Consider the following 21,527-nt stretch of genomic DNA (forward strand, 5'->3'; position numbering starts at 1 on the left):
ATCTAGAAGATCCCTGAACGACCGGTTGACTATCCTGTGCGACGATTTCTGGTCATCGTTCTCGCGTTCCTTCTCGCGTTGCTGCTCGGCTTTCTCGTCTACATGACCCAGACCGCAGATTTCGGTCGCCAGGTACGTGTGAACGAACAGCTCGCCAACCTGCGCAGACTCGACGCCAAGTGGAACGAGTCGATCCTGCGCGCGAGAACGGGCGCCCTGGCCGACGAGGAGATGCAGCGCGTCTCGCGCGACCAGCTCGGTCGTGCGATCAACGGTCTCAGTCAGGAAGCCAGGGCGCTCGAGGACCTCGTTCTGGTGGCCAATGTGGCAAGACTCCAGACCGTGTACGACGAGAAGCTGATGCTCATGGCCGAATACGGCCGGGCGACCGAGGTCTCGGCGAAGGCACTTTCCAGCGTGTTGAGTTCGGTGCCTTCGGCCCAGGCTCAGATCCGGGACTTGCGCGCTGCCGATCCCGGGGCGCTGCGCGAGAGGCTGGAGGAAGTCCGCATGCTGCTCGACCGCCTTTCTGCGACGAGCATGGAGTTTTCGGCAGTGTCCGGCGAGCGTCTGGCCCAGGAGATCGAGCAGGCGGAATTCAAGCTCCTGGCGGCCGTGGACGTGCTTCCCGGGGCGATCCGCGACACTCTGCGCCAGACGGTCACCACGCTGCGGGCGTTGCGCGAGGCGCAGCCCCGCCGGGACCAGGCGTTCGCCAGGCTGTACTACTTCCCGACCGCCCCGCGCACCGATGCCTTGGGGACTTCGTTCGCCCAGACGTTTCAGGGCGCACTCGAGCAGCGGGAGCTCTATCGCGTCTATCTCGTCTTCTACTCCGCGGCCCTGCTGGTACTGTTGGCCTACGTCGGCGCGCAGCTGTTCCGCAGCTATCGCGTCATCAACATCGTCAATCTGCAGTTGAAGCGGGCCAACGAAACCCTGGAACAGAAGGTGGAACTGCGCACGCGGGAGCTGTCGGACGCGCTCAAGCACCTGAAGGAATCCGAGGCGATGCTGGTGCAGTCCGAGAAGATGTCATCGCTCGGGCAGATGGTGGCCGGAGTGGCTCACGAGATCAACACGCCGCTCGCCTACGTGAAGTCGAGCCTGGAATCGGTGCAGGCGCAACTGCCGCAGTTGTCCGCGCTTGCCGTCCAGACCGAGCGGCTGCTGGAGATGCTGCAGTCGGGCAATGCGACCGAGGACGAAGTGACGTCGCAGTTCACCCAGGTGAGCAACATGGTGCGCGAGATGCGCGAGCAGGAGGCGGTTCCCACGCTCGAACGCCTCACCCAGGACGGTGTGTACGGCATCGGACAGATTTCCGATCTCGTGCTGAACCTCAAGGATTTCAGCCGGCTGGACCGCACCAAGGTGACCCAGTTCGATCTGCGCGCGGGAATGGAGAGCACGCTCAAGATCGCGCGCAACCTGGTCAAGACCCGGAACGTGGTCAAGCGCTTCGGCGAGATCCCCCTCGTGTCGTGCTCTCCCTCGCAGATCAACCAGGTCTTCCTGAATCTCGTCACCAATGCGGCCCAGGCGACGAAGGAAGGCTCGGGAACGATCATCATCACCACACGCCGCGTGGGCGACCGCGAAGTGGCCATCGACGTGGAGGATGACGGGCACGGCATACCGCCGGAGGTGCTGCCCAAGATCTTCGATCCGTTCTTCACGACCAAGGACGTAGGCAAGGGAACGGGTCTCGGGCTGTCGATCGCCTACAAGATCGTGGAGGAGCACGGCGGCAAGATCACCGTGGAGTCGAAGACCGGGCAGGGAACGCGGTTCACGGTGACACTTCCGATCCAGTCCGCCATGGCGCGCGCGGCATGATCCGGCTGCCCGAACGCATCGGGAAGTACGAAGTCCGCGGCCAACTCGGTGCCGGCGCGACCGCGATCGTCTATCAGGCCTACGACCCGGTCATCGAGCGCACGCTTGCCATCAAGGTGGTGGACAAGGCACGGCTGGATCCGTACGAGTCGAAGGCGATCCTCGCGCGTTTCCGCGTGGAAGCCCGGGCGGCAGGACGCCTGCAGCACCCCAACATCGTCGCGGTGTACGACTTCGGCGAGGAAGACGAGCTGGTCTACCTGGTGATGGAGTGCGTCTTCGGCCGGCCGCTCACCGCCTATCTGCAAGGGGAGGACTTCAGCGGCGAGCCCGAGAAGTGCTGCGACATCATGTTGCAGGTGCTGGAAGCGCTGGCCTATTCGCACGCGCAGGGGGTGATCCACCGCGACATCAAGCCGTCGAACATCATGGTGAGCCGCGATGGCGTCATCAAGATCACCGACTTCGGCGTGGCGAGGCTGGAATCGTCCAACCTCACCCAGACAGGCGATCTCATCGGGACGCCGTCCTACATGGCGCCGGAACAGTTCGCCGGCGAGATCGCCGACCCGCGTACCGATCTGTACGCGGTGGCGGTCATCCTGTACGAACTGCTCACACGCAAGCGCCCTTTCGACGGTCCCAACAGCGCCGTCATCATGCATCGCGTGTTCACCGAGATGCCGGTGCCGCCATCGTCGCGCAACGATCAGCTCACGGGCGTGCTCGATGCGGTGGTGTTGAAAGGGCTGTCGAAGGACTCAGCCGACCGGTACCAGTCGGCGCGGGAGTTCGCGCATGTGCTGCGCGACGTGATGCAGCAGCCGCTGCTGGTGGGCAAGCCGGGTCCGTCGTCGACCGGACCCAGGATCGCGCCGAACCTTCTGAAAGCGGTGCGGGCCAATTTCAGGCCGGCCGCCGAAGGCGACCTGGGCACGACCATTCCAGGTTCCGTTCCCGGGCCCAGCCCCGCATCGCTGCCCATGGTTTCGTCCGCGACGGTGCCGCCGCCCGGCGGCGCTCGCCCGAACGTCCTGTTCGTGGACGACGAGATGCGCATTCTCACTGCGCTGCATGCGCTGTTCCGGCAGCAGTACCGTGTCTACACCGCCGACGATCCAGTACAGGCGCTCGAGATGGTCAAGCGCATCCCCGTACAGGTGGTGGTTTCGGACCAACGCATGCCCGGCATGGTGGGCGTGGAACTGCTGCGGCAGATCCGGGAGATCTCGCCCAAGAGCGTGCGGATTCTTCTCACCGGATACTCGGACCTGGCGTCGATCGTGGGTTCCATCAACGAAGGCGAGGTCTGGCGGTTCATCAACAAGCCGTGGGATGCCAAGGAGTTGCAGCGGGTGATTGCCGAGGCGGTCGACATCGCCACGACGCTGCCCGACATCCCGGCGTGGCGGATGCCCGCCGAGGCGCGCTTCGACGAGTCGATCCTCTGCCTGGATCCTCGGGACGAGATCACGCCGCATGCGGTACGCGACTTCGGCGATCGTCACTGGGTAGGACAGGCTCGCAACATGGACGAAGCGCTGCGCCTGCTTCAGGAGCGCGAAGTGGCAGTGTTGATCGCGGACCTCGACGCCGATCCCGCGGCGGTGAAGGCGCTGTTGCACGCGCTGAAGGTCGCTTACCCGCAGATTCTCACCGTGGCGCTGACATCGGCGGGGGATGCGCTCATCCTCATCGAACTCATCAACGAGGTCCAGGTCTACCGGTTCCTCGGCAGGCCGCTCAATCCGGTGCTGCTCAAGGAGCACGTGATCGCGGCCCTCAACCGTTACCACACCTACAAGACCAGTCCCGGCCTCTTGCGGACGCAGAAGGTCGAACCCGAGAAGAAGGCGGACAGTCCGGTCGCCAAGTCGTTGTTCCAGCGGCTCCGGGATCTTCGCGGCCGCCTGCCCTTCGCAAGCTCCTGACCTCGCGGACAATGCGATGGGCGCCGGCCGTCTGCTGCACCGGCTCGCTCCCTCCTGCAGCGGGCAGAGCGATCGGCAGGCGATTGACTCAGATCAACGGCGGGGTGCGCGGCGTCGCTAGTCTCGGGCTTTCCCTGAACGATTCGGTGCCGGGAGTCGCCGGGCGGCAACAGATCGTTCCGCCGGACATCCCGACGCCTGACCACCGGAGTACATGATGTCCCAGGTCAATTCGGGGCCTGCCGGCAAAGCCGCGACGGAGCGGTCCCTGCCGGCGCGCGGCCCGATGCCCTGTTACCACTGCGGACTGCCCGTTCTCGAGCCGGGCCGCTTCGTGGCGGTGGTCGAGGGCCAGCCGCGAGAACTGTGCTGCGCAGGCTGTCAGGCCGTCACGGAATCCATTCTGGGGGCCGGCCTGGAGGCGTTCTATCGCAACCGGGCCGCGTTGTCCGGGCCTGCCGGTGCGGAGGTCGTCCCGCTCAAGGAACTCGAGATCTACGACCGGCCCGAGATCCAGGCGAGCTTCGTCGAACCGGGGCCCGATGGCAGCGCCGAGGCGACCCTCATCGTGGAAGGGATTACCTGTGCTGCCTGCGTGTGGCTCAACGAGCAGCACTTGCAGCGGCTGCCGGGCGTCTTGCGCGCCGACGTGAACTACACCACACGCCGTGCCCGGCTGCGCTGGGATCCGGCGCGTGTAAGGCTGTCGGCGATTCTCCAGGCGATCCAGGACATCGGCTACCGGGCGGCACCCCACGACAGCGCCGCGGCCGAACGGCTCGAAAAGGCCGAAGCGCGCAAGGCGCTCTGGCGACTGTTCGTGGCCGCCTTCGGCATGATGCAGGTGATGATGTACGCCTATCCCGCCTACATCGCCACGGACGGGGACATGACTGCCGACATCGCCGCCCTGTTACGGTGGGCGAGCCTCGTATTGACGGTCCCGGTCGTCACCTATTCGGCCGCGCCCTTCTTTCGCGGAACGATCCGCGATCTCCGGCTGGGGCGGCTTGGCATGGACGTGCCCGTCTCCCTCGGCATCGTCGCAGCCTTTGCCGGAAGCTGCTGGGCGACGTGGCGTGGAGAAGGGGAGGTCTATTTCGATTCCGTCTCCATGTTCATCTTCTTTCTCCTGGCCGGACGCTGGCTCGAGAATGCCGCTCGCGGGAAGGCCGGCGAGGCACTGCGCCATCTCATGCGGGCCATGCCTGCGCGCGCGGAGCGCATGCCCGGCTATCCGGACCGGCGCGACACGGAAACGATTCCCGCCCAGGGGCTCCTGGCTGGCGACCATGTGCTGGTGCGTCCGGGGGATGCTTTTCCTGCGGATGGCGTCCTGGTCGAAGGAGAGACACGGGTCGACGAATCGCTGCTGACGGGAGAGAGCGTGCCCGCGTCGCGCCGTCCGGGCGCGGGCGTGGTCGGCGGCACGACCAACGTCACCAATCCCGTGGTGCTGAGAGTCGAGCGGACGGGATCGGCCACCCGCCTGAATGCCATCGTGCGGCTGGTCGAAACGGCGCACCGCGAGCGGCCGCGTTTCGTCCAGGTGACCGACCGTTACGCCGGGTGGTTCGTGGCCGCGGTGCTGGCCATTGCCGCTCTCAGCGCAACGCTCTGGTGGACCATCGATCCCTCGCGCTCACTCGCCGTTGCCGTTGCCATTCTCGTCGTGACTTGCCCCTGCGCCCTTTCTCTTGCGACCCCGGCCGCCCTGACCGTGGCCATCGGCGCGATGGCCCGCATGGGTCTGGTCGTAACGCGCAGCCGCGCGATCGAAACCGCCGCCGGAGTGACGCACGTGGTGCTCGACAAGACCGGGACGCTGACGGAGGGCGTCTTCACCGTGGTCGGCGTTCGCATATTCAATGGGATCGACGAACAGCGCGCCAGAACCATGGCCGCGGTCTTGAGCCAGGGTTCCGACCATCCGGTCGCCAGGGCGCTCAGGACTGCCGGCGTATCGGAGACGACGACAGCTGTCGCCGACCTCGTGCACGTGGCGGGCGCCGGACTGGAAGGCCGGATCGAAGGCCGGCGTCATCGCCTGGGCAACCGTCAGTTTGTGGAAGCGCTGATGGGACGGCCAGTACAAGCGACGCAGGGCGGCTCGGTCTTCACGGAGGTGTGGCTCGCGAACGAAAGGGAGGTGGTGGCGAGATTCGATCTGGGCGACCGGCTCCGGCCCGGCGCCGTGGAGGCCGTGCACGCGTTCCGCGACATGGGCTGGACCGTCGTCCTCGCGAGCGGCGACCGCGCCGAGGCTGTCGCGGACGTCGCCCGCAGGTGCAGTATCGAAACTGGCACGCAGGTTGTACTCCTGAACGCAAGCATGAACTGGTCGCCGGACTCCAGGCTGGGGGCGCCGTCGTCTGCATGGTCGGCGACGGGGTCAACGATGCGCCTGTCCTGGCCCAGGCGGACGTGTCCGTGGCCATGGGCAGTGGCGCCATCCTGGCCCAGCAGGCCGCCGATCTGGTCCTCACCGGCGGGCGGATCGAGGCGATCGCGACGGGATTCCGGCATGCGGCGCGGACCATGACCATCGTTCGCCAGAATCTCTTCTGGGCGTTCGCCTACAACGTCGTCGCGGTACCGCTCGCCGCCTTCGGCTGGGTGACGCCCTGGGCGGCCGGGCTCGGCATGGCGGCAAGTTCGGTACTGGTCGTGGTGAATGCGCTGCGGTTGCGCAGACCTTCAGAGACTGCAGGAGCTTCTGCGGCCGTCGTGCCGCAGGCTTGATCCATTCGATCCGGGCCCGACTCATGGACATCCTCTATCTTCTGGTGCCCCTCTCGATCGTTCTCGTGTTCGTCATCGGCGCGTTGTTCTGGTGGTCCCTGCGAAGCGGACAGTTCGACGACATGGAAGGACCGGCTCACCGCATTCTCATGGACGACGATACGCCGGCAGCGGAAGCGCGACCGGAGGAATCCGAGGCGGACCGGGAAGGCAACGACAGAAAATCTCGCTAAAGCCGTCAGCGGCATCGCCGATAAGGCCCTTCGAATCGGTCGGGAATTTCTTCCAGCGCCGATCGCGTTTGCCGGACTCCCTGAAAACGGGAGCGCAGTACGGACTTGCCGTCGACATGTCTCGCGGGACATGCCACGCGCGCCAGAGCCCTGGGCCGCTTCTTTTCTCGGCTACCGGGCCAGTTCCCTGCCGAAAAGGCGGGATCGCGACCGGGTTCTTCGGGGAGCTTGATCTGCGTCAAGCAGCGCTTTGAGTGCGCCGCAATAATGTGCGACAGATCGCCGCAGAAGGGCGCGGTGGTCGCACACCACTTTTCGGAGTGTTCTGGGATAGGGAGCGGACATGCAACAACAGACGACCTACAACTACAAGGTGGTCCGACAGTTCGCCATCATGACGCTGGTTTGGGGCATCGTATGGATGCTCGTGGGCGTGGTGATCGCGGCGCAACTGTTGTGGCCGGATTTGACGCGGGATCCCCTGGCTTTCGTACGGCCGGCTGCGACCTCTGCACACGAACGCGGTGATCTTCGCGTTCGGCGGCAGCGCGCTGTTCGCGACATCGTATTACGCGGTCCAGCGGACCTGTCATACGCGGCTGTTCGCCGGACCGCTGGCAGGGTTCACGTTCTGGGGCTGGCAACTCATCATCGTGCTCGCCGCGCTGTCGCTGCCGATGGGCATCACCACCGGCAAGGAATACGCCGAGCTCGAGTGGCCCATCGACCTGCTGATCGCCGTCGTCTGGGTCAGCTACGCGATCGTGTTCTTCGGCACGCTCGCCACGCGCAAGGTCAAGCACATCTACGTGGCCAACTGGTTCTTCGGCGGCTTCATTCTCACGGTGGCGTTGCTGCACATCGTGAACAGCGCCGAGATCCCGGTGTCGATGTTCAAGTCGTACTCGGCCTACGCCGGTGTGCAGGACGCAATGGTGCAGTGGTGGTACGGCCACAATGCCGTGGGTTTCTTCCTGACCGCCGGATTCCTTGGGATGATGTACTACTTCGTTCCCAAGCAGGCCGGCCGTCCGGTGTATTCGTACCGTCTCTCGGTCGTGCACTTCTGGGCGCTGATCTTCACCTACATGTGGGCAGGTCCCCACCACCTGCACTACACCGCGCTGCCGGACTGGGCGCAGTCGATTGGCATGGTGTTCTCGCTCATCCTGCTCGCGCCGTCCTGGGGCGGAATGATCAACGGCATCATGACCCTCTCGGGCGCATGGCACAAACTGCGCACGGATCCGATCCTGAAGTTCCTCATCACGTCCCTGTCCTTCTACGGCATGTCGACGTTCGAAGGTCCGATGATGTCCATCAAGACCGTGAACTCGCTCTCGCACTATACGGACTGGACGGTGGGCCACGTGCACTCGGGTGCTCTGGGCTGGGTCGCGATGATCTCCATCGGCAGCCTCTATTACATCATCCCCAGGCTCTTCGGCCGGGTCGAGATGTACAGCGTGCGGCTCATCACCCTTCACTTCTGGGTGGCCACCATCGGCGTCGTGCTGTACATCGCCGCCATGTGGATCGCCGGGGTGATGCAGGGACTGATGTGGCGTTCGGTCAACCCTGACGGCACGCTGACCTACACGTTCGTCGAGAGCGTCAAGTCCACCTACCCGTTCTACGCCATCCGTCTTCTCGGCGGGGTGATGTACCTGAGCGGCATGCTGATCATGGCCTACAACGTCTGGAAGACCGTGGCAGGTGCCAAGGCCGTGGATGCGCCGATCCTGGCAGCGGCACCGGCGCACTGAGCACAGGAGAGACAAATGAGCTTTTCACACGAAACCATCGAGAAGAACATCACCTGGCTCATCGTGCTGGTGGTGCTCACGGTCAGCGTGGGCGGCCTGGTCGAGATCGTGCCGCTGTTCTTCCAGAAATCCACGACCGAAGCCGTCAAGGGAGTGGAGCCGTACTCGCCTCTGCGCCTGACAGGGCGTGACGTCTACATCCGCGAAGGTTGCTACAACTGCCATTCGCAGATGGTGCGTCCGTTCCGCGCGGAGACGGAACGCTACGGTCATTACTCGGTTGCCGGCGAGTACGTCTACGACCATCCGTTCCAGTGGGGCAGCAAGCGCACCGGTCCGGATCTGCACAGGGTGGGCGGGCGTTACAGCGACGATTGGCACAGGCTTCATCTGAACAATCCGCGCGACGTGGTTCCCGAGTCCAACATGCCGGCGTATCCGTGGCTCGCTTCCGCGCCAGCCGATGCTTCCACGATCGAGGCGAAGATGAAGGCGCTGCGGATGGTTGGCGTGCCGTACACCGACGAGCAGATCGGCAAGGCTCGCGAGGAGCTTGCCGGGAAGACCGAGCAGGATGCGCTGGTCGCGTACCTGCAGGGTCTGGGTACCGCTCTCAAGAACGTGAGGTGATACATGGACATCTCCGTGGCAGACGTTCGTTCCTGGATGACCGTGGTTCAATTCGTGGTCTTCCTGGGCATCGTGTGGTGGGCGTTCGGCGCGGCCCGGAAGGGACGCTTCGAAGAGGCGGCGAAGCTCGCCCTGGAGGACGACGATCCTGTCGTCCAGACGGGCACGCGGCGCGGCGGACAGAAATAAGAGGGAAGAGTCATGAGTGATTTCACAAGCGATTTCTGGAGCCTCTACGTCGCTCTCATCACGGTGGTCAGCATCGTGGGATGCGGCATTTTCCTGAAGGCGCTGTCTTCCAAGCGCGTTCCCGGCTCGAAGGTCGAGACCATGGGGCACGTCTGGGACGGTGATCTGGAGGAATACAACAACCCGTTGCCGAAGTGGTGGATGTGGCTCTTCTACATCACGCTCGTGTTCGGAGCGATCTACCTCGCGCTGTATCCGGGCCTGGGCAGCTCAAAGGGGGCCTACAACTGGTCATCCACCGGGCAGTACGACACCGAACAGGTCCGCGCGCAGGAGCGCTTCGGTCCCATCTTCGAGAAGTTCCAGAAGATGGAACTCGAGCAGGTGGCGGCGAGTCCGGAAGCCAAGGAAATCGGGCAACGGCTCTTTCTCAACTACTGCGCGCAGTGTCACGCATCCGACGGCCGCGGCAGCAAGGGCTTCCCCAACCTGACGGACAAGGACTGGCTCTATGGCGGCGAACCGGCCACCATCAAGACATCCATCCTCGAGGGACGCGGCGGGATGATGCCTCCTCTGGGTCCGGTTCTGGGCGAGGAGGGAACGAAGGACGTGGCGAACTACGTGATGTCGCTGTCGGGCCTCACGAACGACTCGGCGCGTGCCGGACGCGGCAAGGAGAAGTTCGAGCAGAACTGCGCGGCCTGTCACGGTCCTGAAGGAAAGGGCAACCCCGCTCTGGGCGCGCCGAACCTGGCGGACAGCACCTGGCTCTACGGCGGCAGCGAAGCGACGATCATCGAAACGGTCACCAAGGGTCGCAACGGACGGATGCCCGCGCACAAGGAGTTCCTCGGCGAGGCCAAAGTGCACGTCCTGGCCGCGTATATCTGGAGCCTGTCGAATTCCGGCGAGAAAGTCGCCAATCAGTAGGACTCTTGCGGTAGACGGGTCGGTGGCGCCTCGGCACCGCTGACCCGTGTCCATCGAGACACGCCGATCTGCCGGCCATCGCACCCTGGACGCGAACCGCAGACGAGCGCTGAAAGCATCAATGGCCGGACGGTTTCCGTCCAAGGCTTGGGGGGACGGCGCAGAGAGGCGGCTTTCTGCGTGACACGAATGTTCCGGGATGGGCGTCACACGGAGTGACGCGGATTCCGGTTCCGTGCGGACGCCACGACCCGGCCATCGCTGGAATCGCTCGCTGACCGCACTTTGGTACAGACGAGGTTCCATGGACGCGCAGGTCAGGTCACAAGCGAAGGGCAAGCCGGCTGCCGGCGGCAAGGGCACCGACGAGGATCAGGCCCTATACGAGATCCGCAAGAAGATCTACCCCAGGGCGGTGACCGGGCATTTCGCGACGGCACGCTGGGCCCTGGTGTTCCTGACGCAATTCGTCTTCTACGGTCTGGCCTGGTTCGAATGGAACGGCCGGCAGGCCGTGCTGTTCGATCTCGCATCGCGCAAGTTCTACATCTTCGGCCTCGTCTTCTGGCCGCAGGACATCGTCTATCTCACCGTCCTGCTCATTCTCTCTGCGTACGCACTGTTTCTTTTCACGGCGGTGGCGGGCCGGCTGTGGTGCGGCTACGCCTGTCCCCAGACCGTCTATACCGAACTTTTTCTCTGGATAGAGCGGGTCGTCGAGGGAGACCGGTTGCAGCGCATGAAGCTCGACAAGTCCGAATTGTCGGGTCGCAAGTTCGGCAAGAAGGCCGTCAAGCATTCGCTGTGGATTCTTCTCGCCCTGTGGACCGGTTTCACGTTCGTCGGCTACTTCACGCCCATCCGGACGCTCGCCTCCGACGTGATGGCCTTCGGTGCCGGTCCCTGGGAAACGTTCTGGATGCTGTTCTACGGTTTCGCGACCTACGGCAATGCGGGCTGGATGCGGGAGCAGGTATGCAAGTACATGTGCCCTTATGCGCGATTCCAGGGGGTCATGTTCGATCCGGATACGCTGGTCATCACCTACGACAAGGAGCGCGGCGAACCCCGGGGAGCGCGTTCGAAGTCGGCAGACCCCTCGAAGCTGGGGCTGGGAGCCTGTGTGGACTGCGGCATCTGCGTGCAGGTGTGTCCGACGGGCATCGATATCCGGAACGGGTTGCAGTACGAATGCATCGGCTGTGCCGCGTGCATCGACGGTTGCAACCAGGTCATGGACAAGATGAACTACCCTCGGGGGCTCATCCGTTACTCGACCGAACACGCCGTCAAGCAGCATCTGGACCGCAAGGCGATGATCCGGCAGATCTTCAGGTTCCGCGTGCTGCTGTACACCGGCATCCTGCTTGCCGTTGCCACGGCAGCGGTGGTGACGCTGGCGCATCGGGTGCCGGTGAAAGTCGACGTCATTCGAGACCGGGTGCCGATGGCCGCGGACAATGGAGACGGCAAGGTGGAGAACGTCTACCGGCTGCAACTGATGAATACGGACGAAACGCCACGCACCTTCAGGATCAGCGCGTCGGGCTTGCCCGAGCTTCAGCTGGATGCGCGGGAGAATCCGGTCGAACTGCCGGGGGCCACCTCTCGCATGGTGCCTGTGAGGGTACGTGCCAAGCCCGACGCGGCCAGCCACGGATCTATGGGCATCGATTTCCGGGTGGAAGCCACGAGCAAGGACAACCCGACACCGATCGTGATCGACGAGAAGGCGAAGTTCATCGTTCCCTGAAGGTGCAATGGAAGAGGATGACAAACCGATGATTGCAGACACAGCCGGACGGGCGGGCAGCGGGCTCCCCTGGTATCGGGAACCGTGGCCCTGGATCCTCATGGCGGGTCCGGTCGCAGCGGTGATCGGCGGTGCCATCACCGCCTACATCGCGGTCACGCATCAGGATGGTCTGGTGGCGGAGGACTACTACAAGCAGGGCCTCGCCATCAACCGGACCGTCGCGAAGGGGCGCGCAGCCACGAAACTGGGGCTGACGGGGCGGTTGCAGGTCGGCGACGATGGGCGACGTCTGCGTGTGCTGCTCGAAGGGGCCTCCGGGACTCCCGCATCGCTCAAGCTCAAACTGGCCCACGCCACGGTCGCGGGCATGGATCAGCAGGTGGGTCTCTCCCTGGTGGACGGCGGCTGGTACGAGGGGGTTCTCGCCACCACAGTGACTCAAGGCAAATGGAAGGTGCTGCTGGAAGATTCCGAAGGTCGGTGGCGCATCACCGGGATCTGGCTATCCGGAGAAGAAAATACGGTTACACTGGCCGCCAAGGACGATTGACGGGGAGGGATCGCCGTGTCGGCTCAGCGACTCATGCACGTGTTGTGGCCCGCTTTCATCGTGGCGGGCGCTGCCGAGGCCTTGTTCTTTTCGGTCTTCGACCCGTCCGAGCTCTCCATCTTCGGTGAGATGGCGGGTATGGCTCCCACCGCGGTGTATTCCGCTGGCTTCTTCTTCTTCTGGGCAGTGGCCACGGCTTCCAGCGTGTTGACCTGCTTCTTTCAGCGCACGGCGGCGGACATCAACAAGTGCCCCATCGAGGATCCCACCGCCCGTCCGGTGGGCTGCCCCAAGCGCGACGATCCCAACGCCTGTTCCTCGTGATTCTGCGGTTGTGACCGCGCCATTCGCGCGGGAGGTGCAGGTGCCCCTGCACTCGATGCGTATCACGAATTTCTCTCCCGGGTGAACTCAGGCCGCGATTCTCCCGGTCCATCGACGGATCGGGAGGCTCCCGGTCATGCCTCTCCCATACCGGAGTCCGATTTCGTGTCGGGCCCCCTTCCTGCCCATCTGTCCTGCCGGATCCCGGCTCGCGTTAGTGCGTGCCGTATGTGACCGAAGTCACCGAGCGCATGGCGCGAGGGACGCACACTTCATGGCGAATATCCTGGAGGGGTTGTACCTACCGTGACCACCGAGAATCGACACGCTGTCCTGCGCATCGCGGGCGCTGCCCTGGTGTCTTGTGTTCTGGCCGGGCAGGCCCATGGCGAGAATCTGGCCACCGGGGCTGTCCAGTATCGCGAGGTGGATGTCACCTACGCCGCCGAAGCCGTGGTGGAAGCGACGCGGCAATCCACGGTGTCCGCTCAGGTCACCGGCCGGATCGTCGAGCTGAAATACGACGTCGGTGACTACGTCCAGAAGGGACAGCTCCTCGTGCGCATCGACCAGACCGAAGCGCAGCAGGTCCTGGCCGGCAGCGAGGCGCAGGTCGCCCAGGCGCAGGCGGCTTTCGAGAACGCGCGTGTCGAGCTGGACAGGACTCGCGATCTTGCCAAGCAGAAGTTCATCAGCCAGGCCGCTCTGGACAAGGCCGAGGCCGCATACCGGGTGGCCGAGGCTCAGCTGCGGACGGCAAAGGCAGGAGCGGGCCAGGCGGCCACCACCAAGGGATACACCACGGTCGTCGCGCCCTACAGCGGTGTCGTGTCGGCCCGCCACGTGGAGCTCGGCGAGATGGCAGCGCCTGGCAAGCCGCTCCTGACGGGGTTCGACCCAGGCGACCTGCGGGCTCTTGCCACCGTTCCCCAATACAAGGTCCCGGATATCAAGGGCAGTCCGCGGGTCGTGGTGGAAATTCCTTCGATCAGCCGGCAGGTCACGGGCCGTTCCTTCACCGTGCTGCCGGCGGCTGACGCCAATACGCATTCCACGAAGGTTCGCATCGATCTGCCTGCCGATCTGCGCGACGTCTATCCCGGTGTGTACGCCCGGGCGCATTTCACTGTGGGCCGGGGCCGCAAGCTCGTCATGCCCACCACGGCCATCGTCCGCCGCAGCGAGGTGACGGGGGCCTATGTCGTGGACGCCAGGGGAGGCGTCTCGCTTCGCCAGATCCGCGTCGGCGAGCCCGCAGGAGAGAACTACACCGAGGTGCTGTCCGGGCTCAAGCCGGGCGAGAACGTGGCGCTCGATCCCGTGAAAGCGGGCATCGCGCTCGGCAAGTGACCTATCCACTACAGACACAGACGGAGGACGCGCAATGGCTCACATCGTGATCATCGGTGCCGGAATCGGCGGCATGCCCATGGCTTACGAGATGAAGGAACTCGCCCGTTCCGGCGACGTGGTCACGGTCGTGTCGAATGCCCCGACCTTCCATTTCGTCCCCTCGAATCCCTGGGTGGCGGTCAACTGGCGCAGCCGCGACGACATCGAGTTTCCGGCTGCCGAGTATCTCTCGAAGAAGGACATCCGGTTCACCGCGGCTGGTGCCAAGCGGGTTCATCCGGATCGCAACCAGGTCGAACTGGGCGACGGCACCGTCCTCGACTATGACTTCCTGATCATTGCAACCGGACCGAAGCTCGCGTTCGACGAGGTCGAAGGCCTCGGCCCCTCAGGTCACACGCAGTCCATCTGTCACGTCGATCACGCCGTTGCCGCGGGCCGCAACTGGGAGACCTTCGTCAAGGATCCCGGTCCGGTCGTCGTGGGAGCGGTGCAGGGCGCGTCGTGCTACGGGCCCGCCTACGAGTTCGCCTTCATCATGGAGACCGATCTTCGGCGTCGAAAGATCCGCGACCGGGTTCCGATGACCTACGTGACAGCGGAGCCGTACATCGGCCACCTGGGCCTGGGCGGAGTGGGGATTCGAAGACATTGCTCGAGTCGGCCATGCGCGAGCGGAACATCAAGTGGATCTGCAACGCGAAGACCACTCGCATCGAAGCGGGGAAGATGTTCGTCACCGAATACGACGACACCGGCAAGGAGAAGAAGCAGCACGAACTCCCGTTCAAGTACTCCATGATGCTGCCGGCGTTCAAGGGCGTGGATGCCGTGTTCGGCATCGAGGGGCTCACCAACCCGCGAGGGTTCATCCTCATCGACGAGCATCAGCGCAACCCCAGGTTCAAGAACATCTATTCGGTCGGAGTCTGCGTCGCCATTCCTCCGGTCGAGGTGACGCCAGTGCCGACCGGTGCGCCCAAGACCGGCTACATGATCGAGTCCATGGTGACGGCCGTGGCCCACAACATCCGTGCCGTCATGGACGGGAAGGAGCCGGACGAGAAGGCGACGTGGAATGCCCTCTGCCTTGCGGATTTCGGCGACACGGGGGTGGCCTTCGTCGCGCTTCCCCAGATTCCTCCACGAAACGTGAACTGGTTCTCGGAAGGCAAATGGGTGCATCTGGCCAAGGTGGCATTCGAGAAGTACTTCATCCGCAAGATGAAGAAGGGGACTTCCGAGCCCGTATACGAGAAGCTCGTGCTGCACAGCCTGGGCATTCGCAAGCTCAAGAATCCGGAAGGGTGATCCAGGCCGATCGATGTCGCACGAATCGAACAACATGGGTGTATCGGGTCGTATCGCCGGCTTCTTTCTCGAATCGAGGCTGACGCCGCTCATCGCCCTGGTCGCGTTCCTCCTGGGGCTCTTCGCCGTGCTCGTCACGCCGCGCGAAGAAGAGCCTCAGATCGACGTGACCATGGCGAACGTGCTGGTGCCATTTCCGGGCGCCTCTGCGCGAGACGTGGAAAGTCTGGTGGCGACGCCCGCCGAGCAGGTTCTCTCGCGCATCGCCGGGATCGATCACGTCCATTCGGTTTCGCGTCCCGGCATGGCCGTGCTCACGGTCCAGTTCAAGGTGGGAGAGGATGCTACCAAGGCCCTCGTGCGTCTGTACGACACCCTGGAGTCGCACAAGGATTGGCTCTCGCCCAACCTGGGCGTCGGTCAGCCGATCGTGAAGCCGAAGGGTATCGATGACGTGCCCATCGTCTCGCTTACGCTCTGGACGGAAGACAGGGAGCGCGGCGCATTCGAACTCGAGCGGGTGGCCCACGCGATGGAGGTGGAGCTGAAGCGGGTGCCCGGCACGCGCGACGTCCATACCATCGGCGGGCCGGGGCACGTGGTCCGCGTTCTCATCGAGGCGGAAAGACTCAACGCCTATCGCGTGACCGCGCAGGACGTCCGTGCAGCGCTGCAGCTTGCCAACGCCTCCTTGCCTGCCGGCGCACTCCTCAAGGACAACCGCGAAGTCCTGGTTCAGACCGGCACCTACCTGAGCAGTGCGGCAGAAGTGAAGCAACTCGTGATCGGGGTTCATCAGGGTCGGCCGGTCTTCATGACCGATGTCGCGCGCGTGGAAGACGGCCCCGATCTGCCCTCGAGCTACGTCTGGTATGGCAAGGGACCCGGCGTTGCCGAGGGCAAGAGTGGCGAACAGCCTGCCGTCACCATCGCCGTCACCAAGAAGCCGGGCCAGAACGCGGTCGACGTGGCTGACAGCGTGATCCGCCGTGCCGAGGCACTGAAGGGGCAGGTCATTCCGGAAGGCGTGCAGATGACGGTCACGCGCAACTATGGCGAGACTGCCAACGACAAGGCGTTGAAGCTCATCCAGAAGCTGGCATTCGCCACCCTGTCCGTCGTGGCGCTCGTCTGGTTCACTCTGGGCCGCAGGGAAGCGGGTATCGTGGGTATCGCGGTGGCCCTGACACTCGCCGCCACGTTGTTCGCATCCTGGGCGTGGGGCTTCACGCTCAATCGCGTGTCGCTGTTCGCGCTGATCTTTTCGATCGGCATTCTGGTGGACGACGCAATCGTTGTCGTCGAGAACATTCACCGGCGCCTGCAGCTTGCTGCGCAGGCAGAACCGGTGGATTCCGCCGGCGCGGCAACCCGCGCGACGACGCGGCTGCTCGCGGTCATTCCGGCGGCTGTCGACGAGGTCGGCGGGCCCACCATTCTCGCCACGCTGACGGTCATTGCGGCGCTGCTGCCCATGGCGTTCGTTTCCGGACTCATGGGGCCCTACATGAGCCCCATTCCGATCAACGCATCGATGGGCATGGCGATCTCGCTCGCTGTCGCATTCGTCATCACGCCATGGCTGGCACTCAAGCTCCTCGGGGGCAGCGTGCACTCTCACGGTGCTGCCGGACCGGGCAGACTCGATCGTCTGTTCCGCCGGATGGAGCCGCTGTTGCGCCGGGAATCGGGGCGCAGGAACCGACTGATTCTGCTGGCGGGGGTGCTGGCGGCGATTCTGCTCTCGGTCGGCCTGGCCGTGGTACAGCTGGTCGTGTTGAAGATGCTTCCGTTCGACAACAAGTCGGAGTTCCAGGTGGTGGTCGACATGCCGGCCGGCACGCCGGTGGAACGCACTGCGGCCGTGCTGAAGGATCTCTCGGCAGAAGTCGCGACGATTCCCGAGGTGACGGACTACCAGGCCTACGCTGGCACGGCGAGCCCGATCAACTTCAACGGTCTCGTGCGGCAGTACTACCTGCGCAGCGATCCCGAGCAGGGCGACATCCAGGTCAACCTGGTGGACAAGCACCGGCGGGATCGAAAGTCGCACGACATCGCGCAATCGGTGCGGCCGGCGCTGGAGAAGATCGCCGCGGCCCACGGGGCGGAACTCAAGGTGGTGGAGGTGCCTCCGGGGCCTCCCGTGATGGCGCCCATCGTCGCGGAGATCTACGGGCCCGACTACGCCGGACAGATGGCAGTCGCGAAGCGCGTGCGCCAGGCGTTCGAGAAGACGGACAACATCGTGGCGATCGACGACAGCATCGACGACAACGCGCCGAAACTCGTGGTCCGCATCGAGCAGAACAAGGCGGCGATCGCGGGTGTGGCGGCGCGCGACGTCGTGGAAACGATGCGAATGGGGCTCGCCGGAGAGTACGCGACGCCCGTACACAGCGGTGCCGCGAAATACGAGATCCCGGTCAGGATCACCCTGCCTCCCGAACGCCAGGACACGCTGGACGAACTCCTGAAGCTTGCGGTGCGTTCGCGCAGTGGAGCGCTGGTGCCCCTGTCCGAACTCGTGGAGGTGATCCCCGTCGAGCGGGAGCGCTCCATCCTTCACCGCGATCTTCTGCCCGTCGTCTACGTGATGGGGGACATGGGGGGCGGCCTCGACAGCCCTCTCTATGGCATGTTCGGGATACGCGGCCTCGTGGCCGGCCAGCCACTGGAGCAGGGCGGGACCTCGGGGAACACTTCATCTCGCAGCCGGAGAATCGCTACGCCGCGTACAGTCTCAAGTGGGATGGAGAGTGGCAGATCACCTATGAAACGTTCCGCGACATGGGCCTTGCGTATGGCGTGGGGCTCATCCTGATCTATCTGCTCGTCGTCGCCCAGTTCGGGTCGTATCTCGTACCGCTCGTCATCATGGCCCCCATCCCGCTCACCATCATAGGGGTCATGCCCGGTCACGCCCTTCTGGGCGCGCAGTTCACCGCCACGTCCATGATCGGAATGATCGCGTTGGCGGGCATCATCGTCCGCAATTCGATCCTGCTGGTGGACTTTGTGAACCTTCAGGTGAAGGAGGGCGTCGCGTTGCAGGATGCGGTGATCCATGCGGCGGCCGCGCGGGCAAAGCCCATCGTCCTGACCGGTCTGGCAGCCATGCTGGGAGCGCTTTTCATTCTCGACGATCCGATCTTCAACGGGTTGGCGATCTCCTTGCTGTTCGGGATTGCCGTGTCGACGCTGCTCACGCTGGTGGTCATCCCAGTCCTCTACTACGCCGCCCTGTACCGCCGGGTTCCGTGACCGCAGTCACATTCAAGCGCCGGGCGAACGCCTAGTCTTGGGGTTATCGCGGCCCGTGTCCGCAGCATCCATGCAGGAGTGATTCGAAAATGACCGTCAACCGCATCGTCCGGATCGTGGCCGGGTTCTTCGTGCTCGTTTCCCTCGGTCTGGGAGTGGAGGGAAGCCCTCTTTTCGTGAATGCCAACTGGCTGTGGTTCACCGCTTTCGTGGGAGCCAATCTCTTCCAGAGCGGTTTCACCCGGTTCTGCCCGCTCGACATGATTCTCAAGCGGCTGGGCGTGAAGGAAGTGGAGGCGCGCGCCTGATCCGATCTTCGTGCGGCCCTCGAGCGTGTGACGCTCGATGAGGTGCGAGCCGGCGGCGGGCGACGCCGCCGGCATCTCAGGCGCCCGTCAGCAGGGACGTTGGCCCACCAGATGGCGTAGCCGCGGGATGTCGATGATGCGAACGTGTTTCTGCTGCACGCTGATCATTCCTTCGTCCTGGAACTTCGAGAAGACGCGGCTTACCGTCTCCAGTTTGAGTCCCAGATAGCTCCCGATCTCCTCGCGCGTCATTCGCAGGTAGAACTCGGACGGCGAATATCCTCGCGCCACGAAGCGTTGCGACAGGTTCACGAGGAATGCCGCAAGGCGCTCCTCGGCCCGCATGCTGCCCAGAAGCATCATCACGCTGTGATCGCGCACGATCTCCCGGCTCATCACCTTGTGGAAGTGGCTCTGCAGGGCAGGTACTTCACGTGACAGATCTTCCAGTCGATTGAACGGTATGACGCAGACTTCGCTGTCCTCAAGCGCCACCGCATCGCAGGTATGCCGGTCGGTGCTGATGCCGTCCATGCCGATGAGTTCGCCCCCCATGTAGAAGCCGGTCACCTGATCGCGGCCGTCTTCCGAGAGGATCGTGGTCTTGAAGAACCCCGACCGGACCGCGTAGAGAGCATCGAAGCCCTCGCCGGATCGATAGATGCTCTGCCCCTTCTTGGCAGTCCGGCGGACGTGAATGAGATCGTCCAGCCTTTCCAGCTCCGCATCCGAGAGTCCGACCGGAAGACACAGTTCCTTCAATCCGCAGGTGGAGCACGCCGTGCGCAGGCGCTCCAGGCTCAGAGGGGGAATGGGGGCGGGACCGGTCATCGAGGGTTCCTCATCGGCCTCAGCATTGGACAATCTTCTGCCATTTGATCCAGGTCAAGCGGGTTGAAGGGTTGGCGAGTATCTTCCGTTAACATTCCCGCTCAGACTGCTCGCAGCCAGCGATGATAACCCAAGGCCATTTGGTCATCGACCCCGACGTACTCCGGCGCTACGGCCATGCAGGCCCCCGGTACACGTCGTATCCCACCGCGGACAGGTTCGTCGAAGCTTGACGAGCATACCTACCGTTCCTGGCTGCGCAAGCGCGGTCTCGGGGCCATGGCGCGCCCCCCTGTCCATGTACGTTCACCTGCCTTTCTGCGACACGGTCTGCTTCTACTGTGCCTGCAACAAGGTCGTGACACGGGATCATTCGCGGGCAGGCAAGTACCTCCGCTACCTGGCGACCGAAGCACGGCTCGTGTCGGAATCCCTGGACGGCGACCGCCGGCTGTCGCAACTCCATTGGGGCGGAGGACGCCCACGTTCCTCCAGCCGGATGAGTTGAAGCAGTTGATGGCGATCATCACCTCCCATTTCAAGCTCGAACCGGATGGCGAGTATTCCATCGAGGTCGACCCTCGCAGCGCGGCGCCGGGCACCATGACCCTGCTCGCCGACCTGGGAATGAACCGGGTGAGCATCGGAGTGCAGGATTTCGACGAGACGGTTCAGAAGGCCGTGAACCGGATTCAGAGCGAAGAGCTGACACGGGCCGTCGTCGAGGAATCCCGGCGCGCGGGATTCCGGTCGGTCAATCTGGATCTCATCTACGGTCTGCCCAAGCAGAACGTCATCGGCTTCAATCGCACGCTGGAGCGAGTGATCGACCTCGGGCCCGACCGCATCGCCCTCTACAGCTACGCCCATCTTCCGCACCTCTTCGCCGCAGCGGCGCATCCTCGACAAGGACCTGCCCACGCCGGAAGCCAAGCTCAACATGCTGACCCTGGCGATCCGGCGTCTGGAGAATGCGGGGTATGTGTACATCGGCATGGACCACTTCGCCTTGCCGGACGACGAACTCGCCGTCGCTCAGCGGCAGGGGCGGCTGCATCGCAACTTCCAGGGCTATTCGACCCATTCGGACTGCGACCTCGTGGCGCTGGGGGTCACGGCCATCGGCAGCATCGGCCCGACGTACACCCAGAATGTCCGGACTCTGGACGAGTATTTCGATCGGCTGGACCGCGGCGTGCTGCCCGTCATGCGGGGCGTGGAACTGTCCGCGGACGATCTTGTGCGCAGGACAATCATCCAGTCGATCATGTGCCATGGGACGGTGTCGATCGAATCGATCCAGATCGCCTATCTCCTCGACTTCCGGCAGTACTTCGCCGAGGAGATCGCGGATCTGCAGTGCTTCATCGATGACGGTCTGGTCGTCATCGACGACGAGTGGTTGTCCGTCACGCCGAAGGGCCGCCTCCTGGTCAGGGCGGTCTGCATGGTGTTCGACCGGTACCTGCGCACCCAGCAGCGCCGGGCCAGCTACTCCAAGGTCATCTGAGTGATTGCCCAGCTGGCCGGCGCCGCATTTCTGGTGGGTCTGCTGGGCGGTGTTCAC

The 21,527-nt window shown here is 64.1% G+C and carries 12 protein-coding genes and 5 pseudogenes; 16 read left to right on the forward strand and 1 reads right to left on the reverse strand.

All coding sequences use genetic code 11. From position 1 onward, the window contains the following. Window positions 1-36 precede the first annotated feature (36 nt). From IPK20_08680 to IPK20_08750, 15 genes and pseudogenes are all read left to right on the forward strand, one after another. Window positions 37-1,839 (forward strand): hypothetical protein, encoded by a 1,803-nt coding sequence (locus IPK20_08680; GenBank protein ID MBK8016785.1) that lies wholly within the window; start codon window positions 37-39, stop codon window positions 1,837-1,839. Further along, a complete protein-coding gene (locus IPK20_08685; protein MBK8016786.1) occupies window positions 1,836-3,770 on the forward strand; it encodes a protein kinase in 1,935 nt (644 codons plus the stop codon). The genes IPK20_08680 and IPK20_08685 overlap by 4 nt, the downstream gene beginning before the upstream one ends. 286 nt (window positions 3,771-4,056) lie before the next feature. Next, window positions 4,057-6,512 (forward strand): annotated as a pseudogene (gene cadA / locus IPK20_08690) (cadmium-translocating P-type ATPase). Between the two features lie 23 nt (window positions 6,513-6,535). Beyond that, window positions 6,536-6,745 (forward strand): cbb3-type cytochrome oxidase assembly protein CcoS, encoded by a 210-nt coding sequence (ccoS, locus tag IPK20_08695; protein MBK8016787.1) that lies wholly within the window; start codon window positions 6,536-6,538, stop codon window positions 6,743-6,745. Between the two features lie 343 nt (window positions 6,746-7,088). After that, window positions 7,089-8,511: pseudogene (gene ccoN, locus IPK20_08700) on the forward strand (cytochrome-c oxidase, cbb3-type subunit I). A 15-nt stretch (window positions 8,512-8,526) separates the two neighbouring features. Then, window positions 8,527-9,141, forward strand: coding sequence for a cytochrome-c oxidase, cbb3-type subunit II (gene ccoO / locus IPK20_08705; protein ID MBK8016788.1), 615 nt, complete (start codon window positions 8,527-8,529; stop codon window positions 9,139-9,141). 3 nt (window positions 9,142-9,144) lie between these two features. After that, window positions 9,145-9,330, forward strand: coding sequence for a cbb3-type cytochrome c oxidase subunit 3 (locus tag IPK20_08710; protein MBK8016789.1), 186 nt, complete (start codon window positions 9,145-9,147; stop codon window positions 9,328-9,330). 12 nt (window positions 9,331-9,342) lie between these two features. Continuing rightward, a complete protein-coding gene (gene ccoP / locus IPK20_08715) occupies window positions 9,343-10,263 on the forward strand; it encodes a cytochrome-c oxidase, cbb3-type subunit III (protein ID MBK8016790.1) in 921 nt (306 codons plus the stop codon). A gap of 304 nt (window positions 10,264-10,567) precedes the next feature. Next, a complete protein-coding gene (ccoG, locus tag IPK20_08720; protein MBK8016791.1) occupies window positions 10,568-12,016 on the forward strand; it encodes a cytochrome c oxidase accessory protein CcoG in 1,449 nt (482 codons plus the stop codon). 28 nt (window positions 12,017-12,044) lie between these two features. Then, a complete protein-coding gene (locus tag IPK20_08725; protein MBK8016792.1) occupies window positions 12,045-12,569 on the forward strand; it encodes a FixH family protein in 525 nt (174 codons plus the stop codon). A 33-nt stretch (window positions 12,570-12,602) separates the two neighbouring features. After that, window positions 12,603-12,893 carry a hypothetical protein gene (locus tag IPK20_08730; GenBank protein ID MBK8016793.1) on the forward strand — a complete coding sequence of 97 codons (291 nt, stop codon included), beginning with the start codon at window positions 12,603-12,605 and terminating at the stop codon, window positions 12,891-12,893. Window positions 12,894-13,226: 333 nt separating this feature from the next. Further along, window positions 13,227-14,243: an efflux RND transporter periplasmic adaptor subunit gene (locus IPK20_08735; protein MBK8016794.1), complete on the forward strand. Its 1,017-nt coding sequence runs from the start codon at window positions 13,227-13,229 to the stop codon at window positions 14,241-14,243. Between the two features lie 34 nt (window positions 14,244-14,277). Continuing rightward, window positions 14,278-15,557, forward strand: a pseudogene (locus tag IPK20_08740) (NAD(P)/FAD-dependent oxidoreductase). Window positions 15,558-15,591: 34 nt separating this feature from the next. Beyond that, window positions 15,592-18,821, forward strand: a pseudogene (locus tag IPK20_08745) (efflux RND transporter permease subunit). An 89-nt stretch (window positions 18,822-18,910) separates the two neighbouring features. Then, window positions 18,911-19,129, forward strand: a complete 219-nt coding sequence (locus tag IPK20_08750) for a DUF2892 domain-containing protein (GenBank protein ID MBK8016795.1) — start codon at window positions 18,911-18,913, stop codon at window positions 19,127-19,129. A gap of 87 nt (window positions 19,130-19,216) precedes the next feature. On the opposite strand, the gene fnr is transcribed toward IPK20_08750, so the two are convergent. Then, window positions 19,217-19,960 carry a fumarate/nitrate reduction transcriptional regulator Fnr gene (gene fnr, locus IPK20_08755; protein ID MBK8016796.1) on the reverse strand — a complete coding sequence of 248 codons (744 nt, stop codon included), beginning with the start codon at window positions 19,958-19,960 and terminating at the stop codon, window positions 19,217-19,219. Between the two features lie 122 nt (window positions 19,961-20,082). On the opposite strand from fnr, the pseudogene hemN reads away from it, so the two are divergent. Further along, a pseudogene (gene hemN / locus IPK20_08760) lies at window positions 20,083-21,470 on the forward strand (oxygen-independent coproporphyrinogen III oxidase). Window positions 21,471-21,527: the final 57 nt, after the last annotated feature.

It is taken from the genome of Betaproteobacteria bacterium, assembly GCA_016713305.1.
Classification (GTDB): domain Bacteria; phylum Pseudomonadota; class Gammaproteobacteria; order Burkholderiales.

Bases quoted from the DNA above. Each gene is read 5' to 3' on its own strand.
- IPK20_08685 (MBK8016786.1), top strand. From the start codon at position 1,836: ATGATCCGGCTGCCCGAACGCATCGGGAAGTACGAAGTCCGCGGCCAA.
- ccoS (MBK8016787.1), top strand. From the start codon at position 6,536: ATGGACATCCTCTATCTTCTGGTGCCCCTCTCGATCGTTCTCGTGTTC.
- ccoO (MBK8016788.1), top strand. From the start codon at position 8,527: ATGAGCTTTTCACACGAAACCATCGAGAAGAACATCACCTGGCTCATC.
- IPK20_08710 (MBK8016789.1), top strand. From the start codon at position 9,145: ATGGACATCTCCGTGGCAGACGTTCGTTCCTGGATGACCGTGGTTCAA.
- ccoP (MBK8016790.1), top strand. From the start codon at position 9,343: ATGAGTGATTTCACAAGCGATTTCTGGAGCCTCTACGTCGCTCTCATC.
- ccoG (MBK8016791.1), top strand. From the start codon at position 10,568: ATGGACGCGCAGGTCAGGTCACAAGCGAAGGGCAAGCCGGCTGCCGGC.
- IPK20_08725 (MBK8016792.1), top strand. From the start codon at position 12,045: ATGATTGCAGACACAGCCGGACGGGCGGGCAGCGGGCTCCCCTGGTAT.
- IPK20_08730 (MBK8016793.1), top strand. From the start codon at position 12,603: ATGCACGTGTTGTGGCCCGCTTTCATCGTGGCGGGCGCTGCCGAGGCC.
- IPK20_08750 (MBK8016795.1), top strand. From the start codon at position 18,911: ATGACCGTCAACCGCATCGTCCGGATCGTGGCCGGGTTCTTCGTGCTC.
- fnr (MBK8016796.1), bottom strand. From the start codon at position 19,960: ATGACCGGTCCCGCCCCCATTCCCCCTCTGAGCCTGGAGCGCCTGCGC.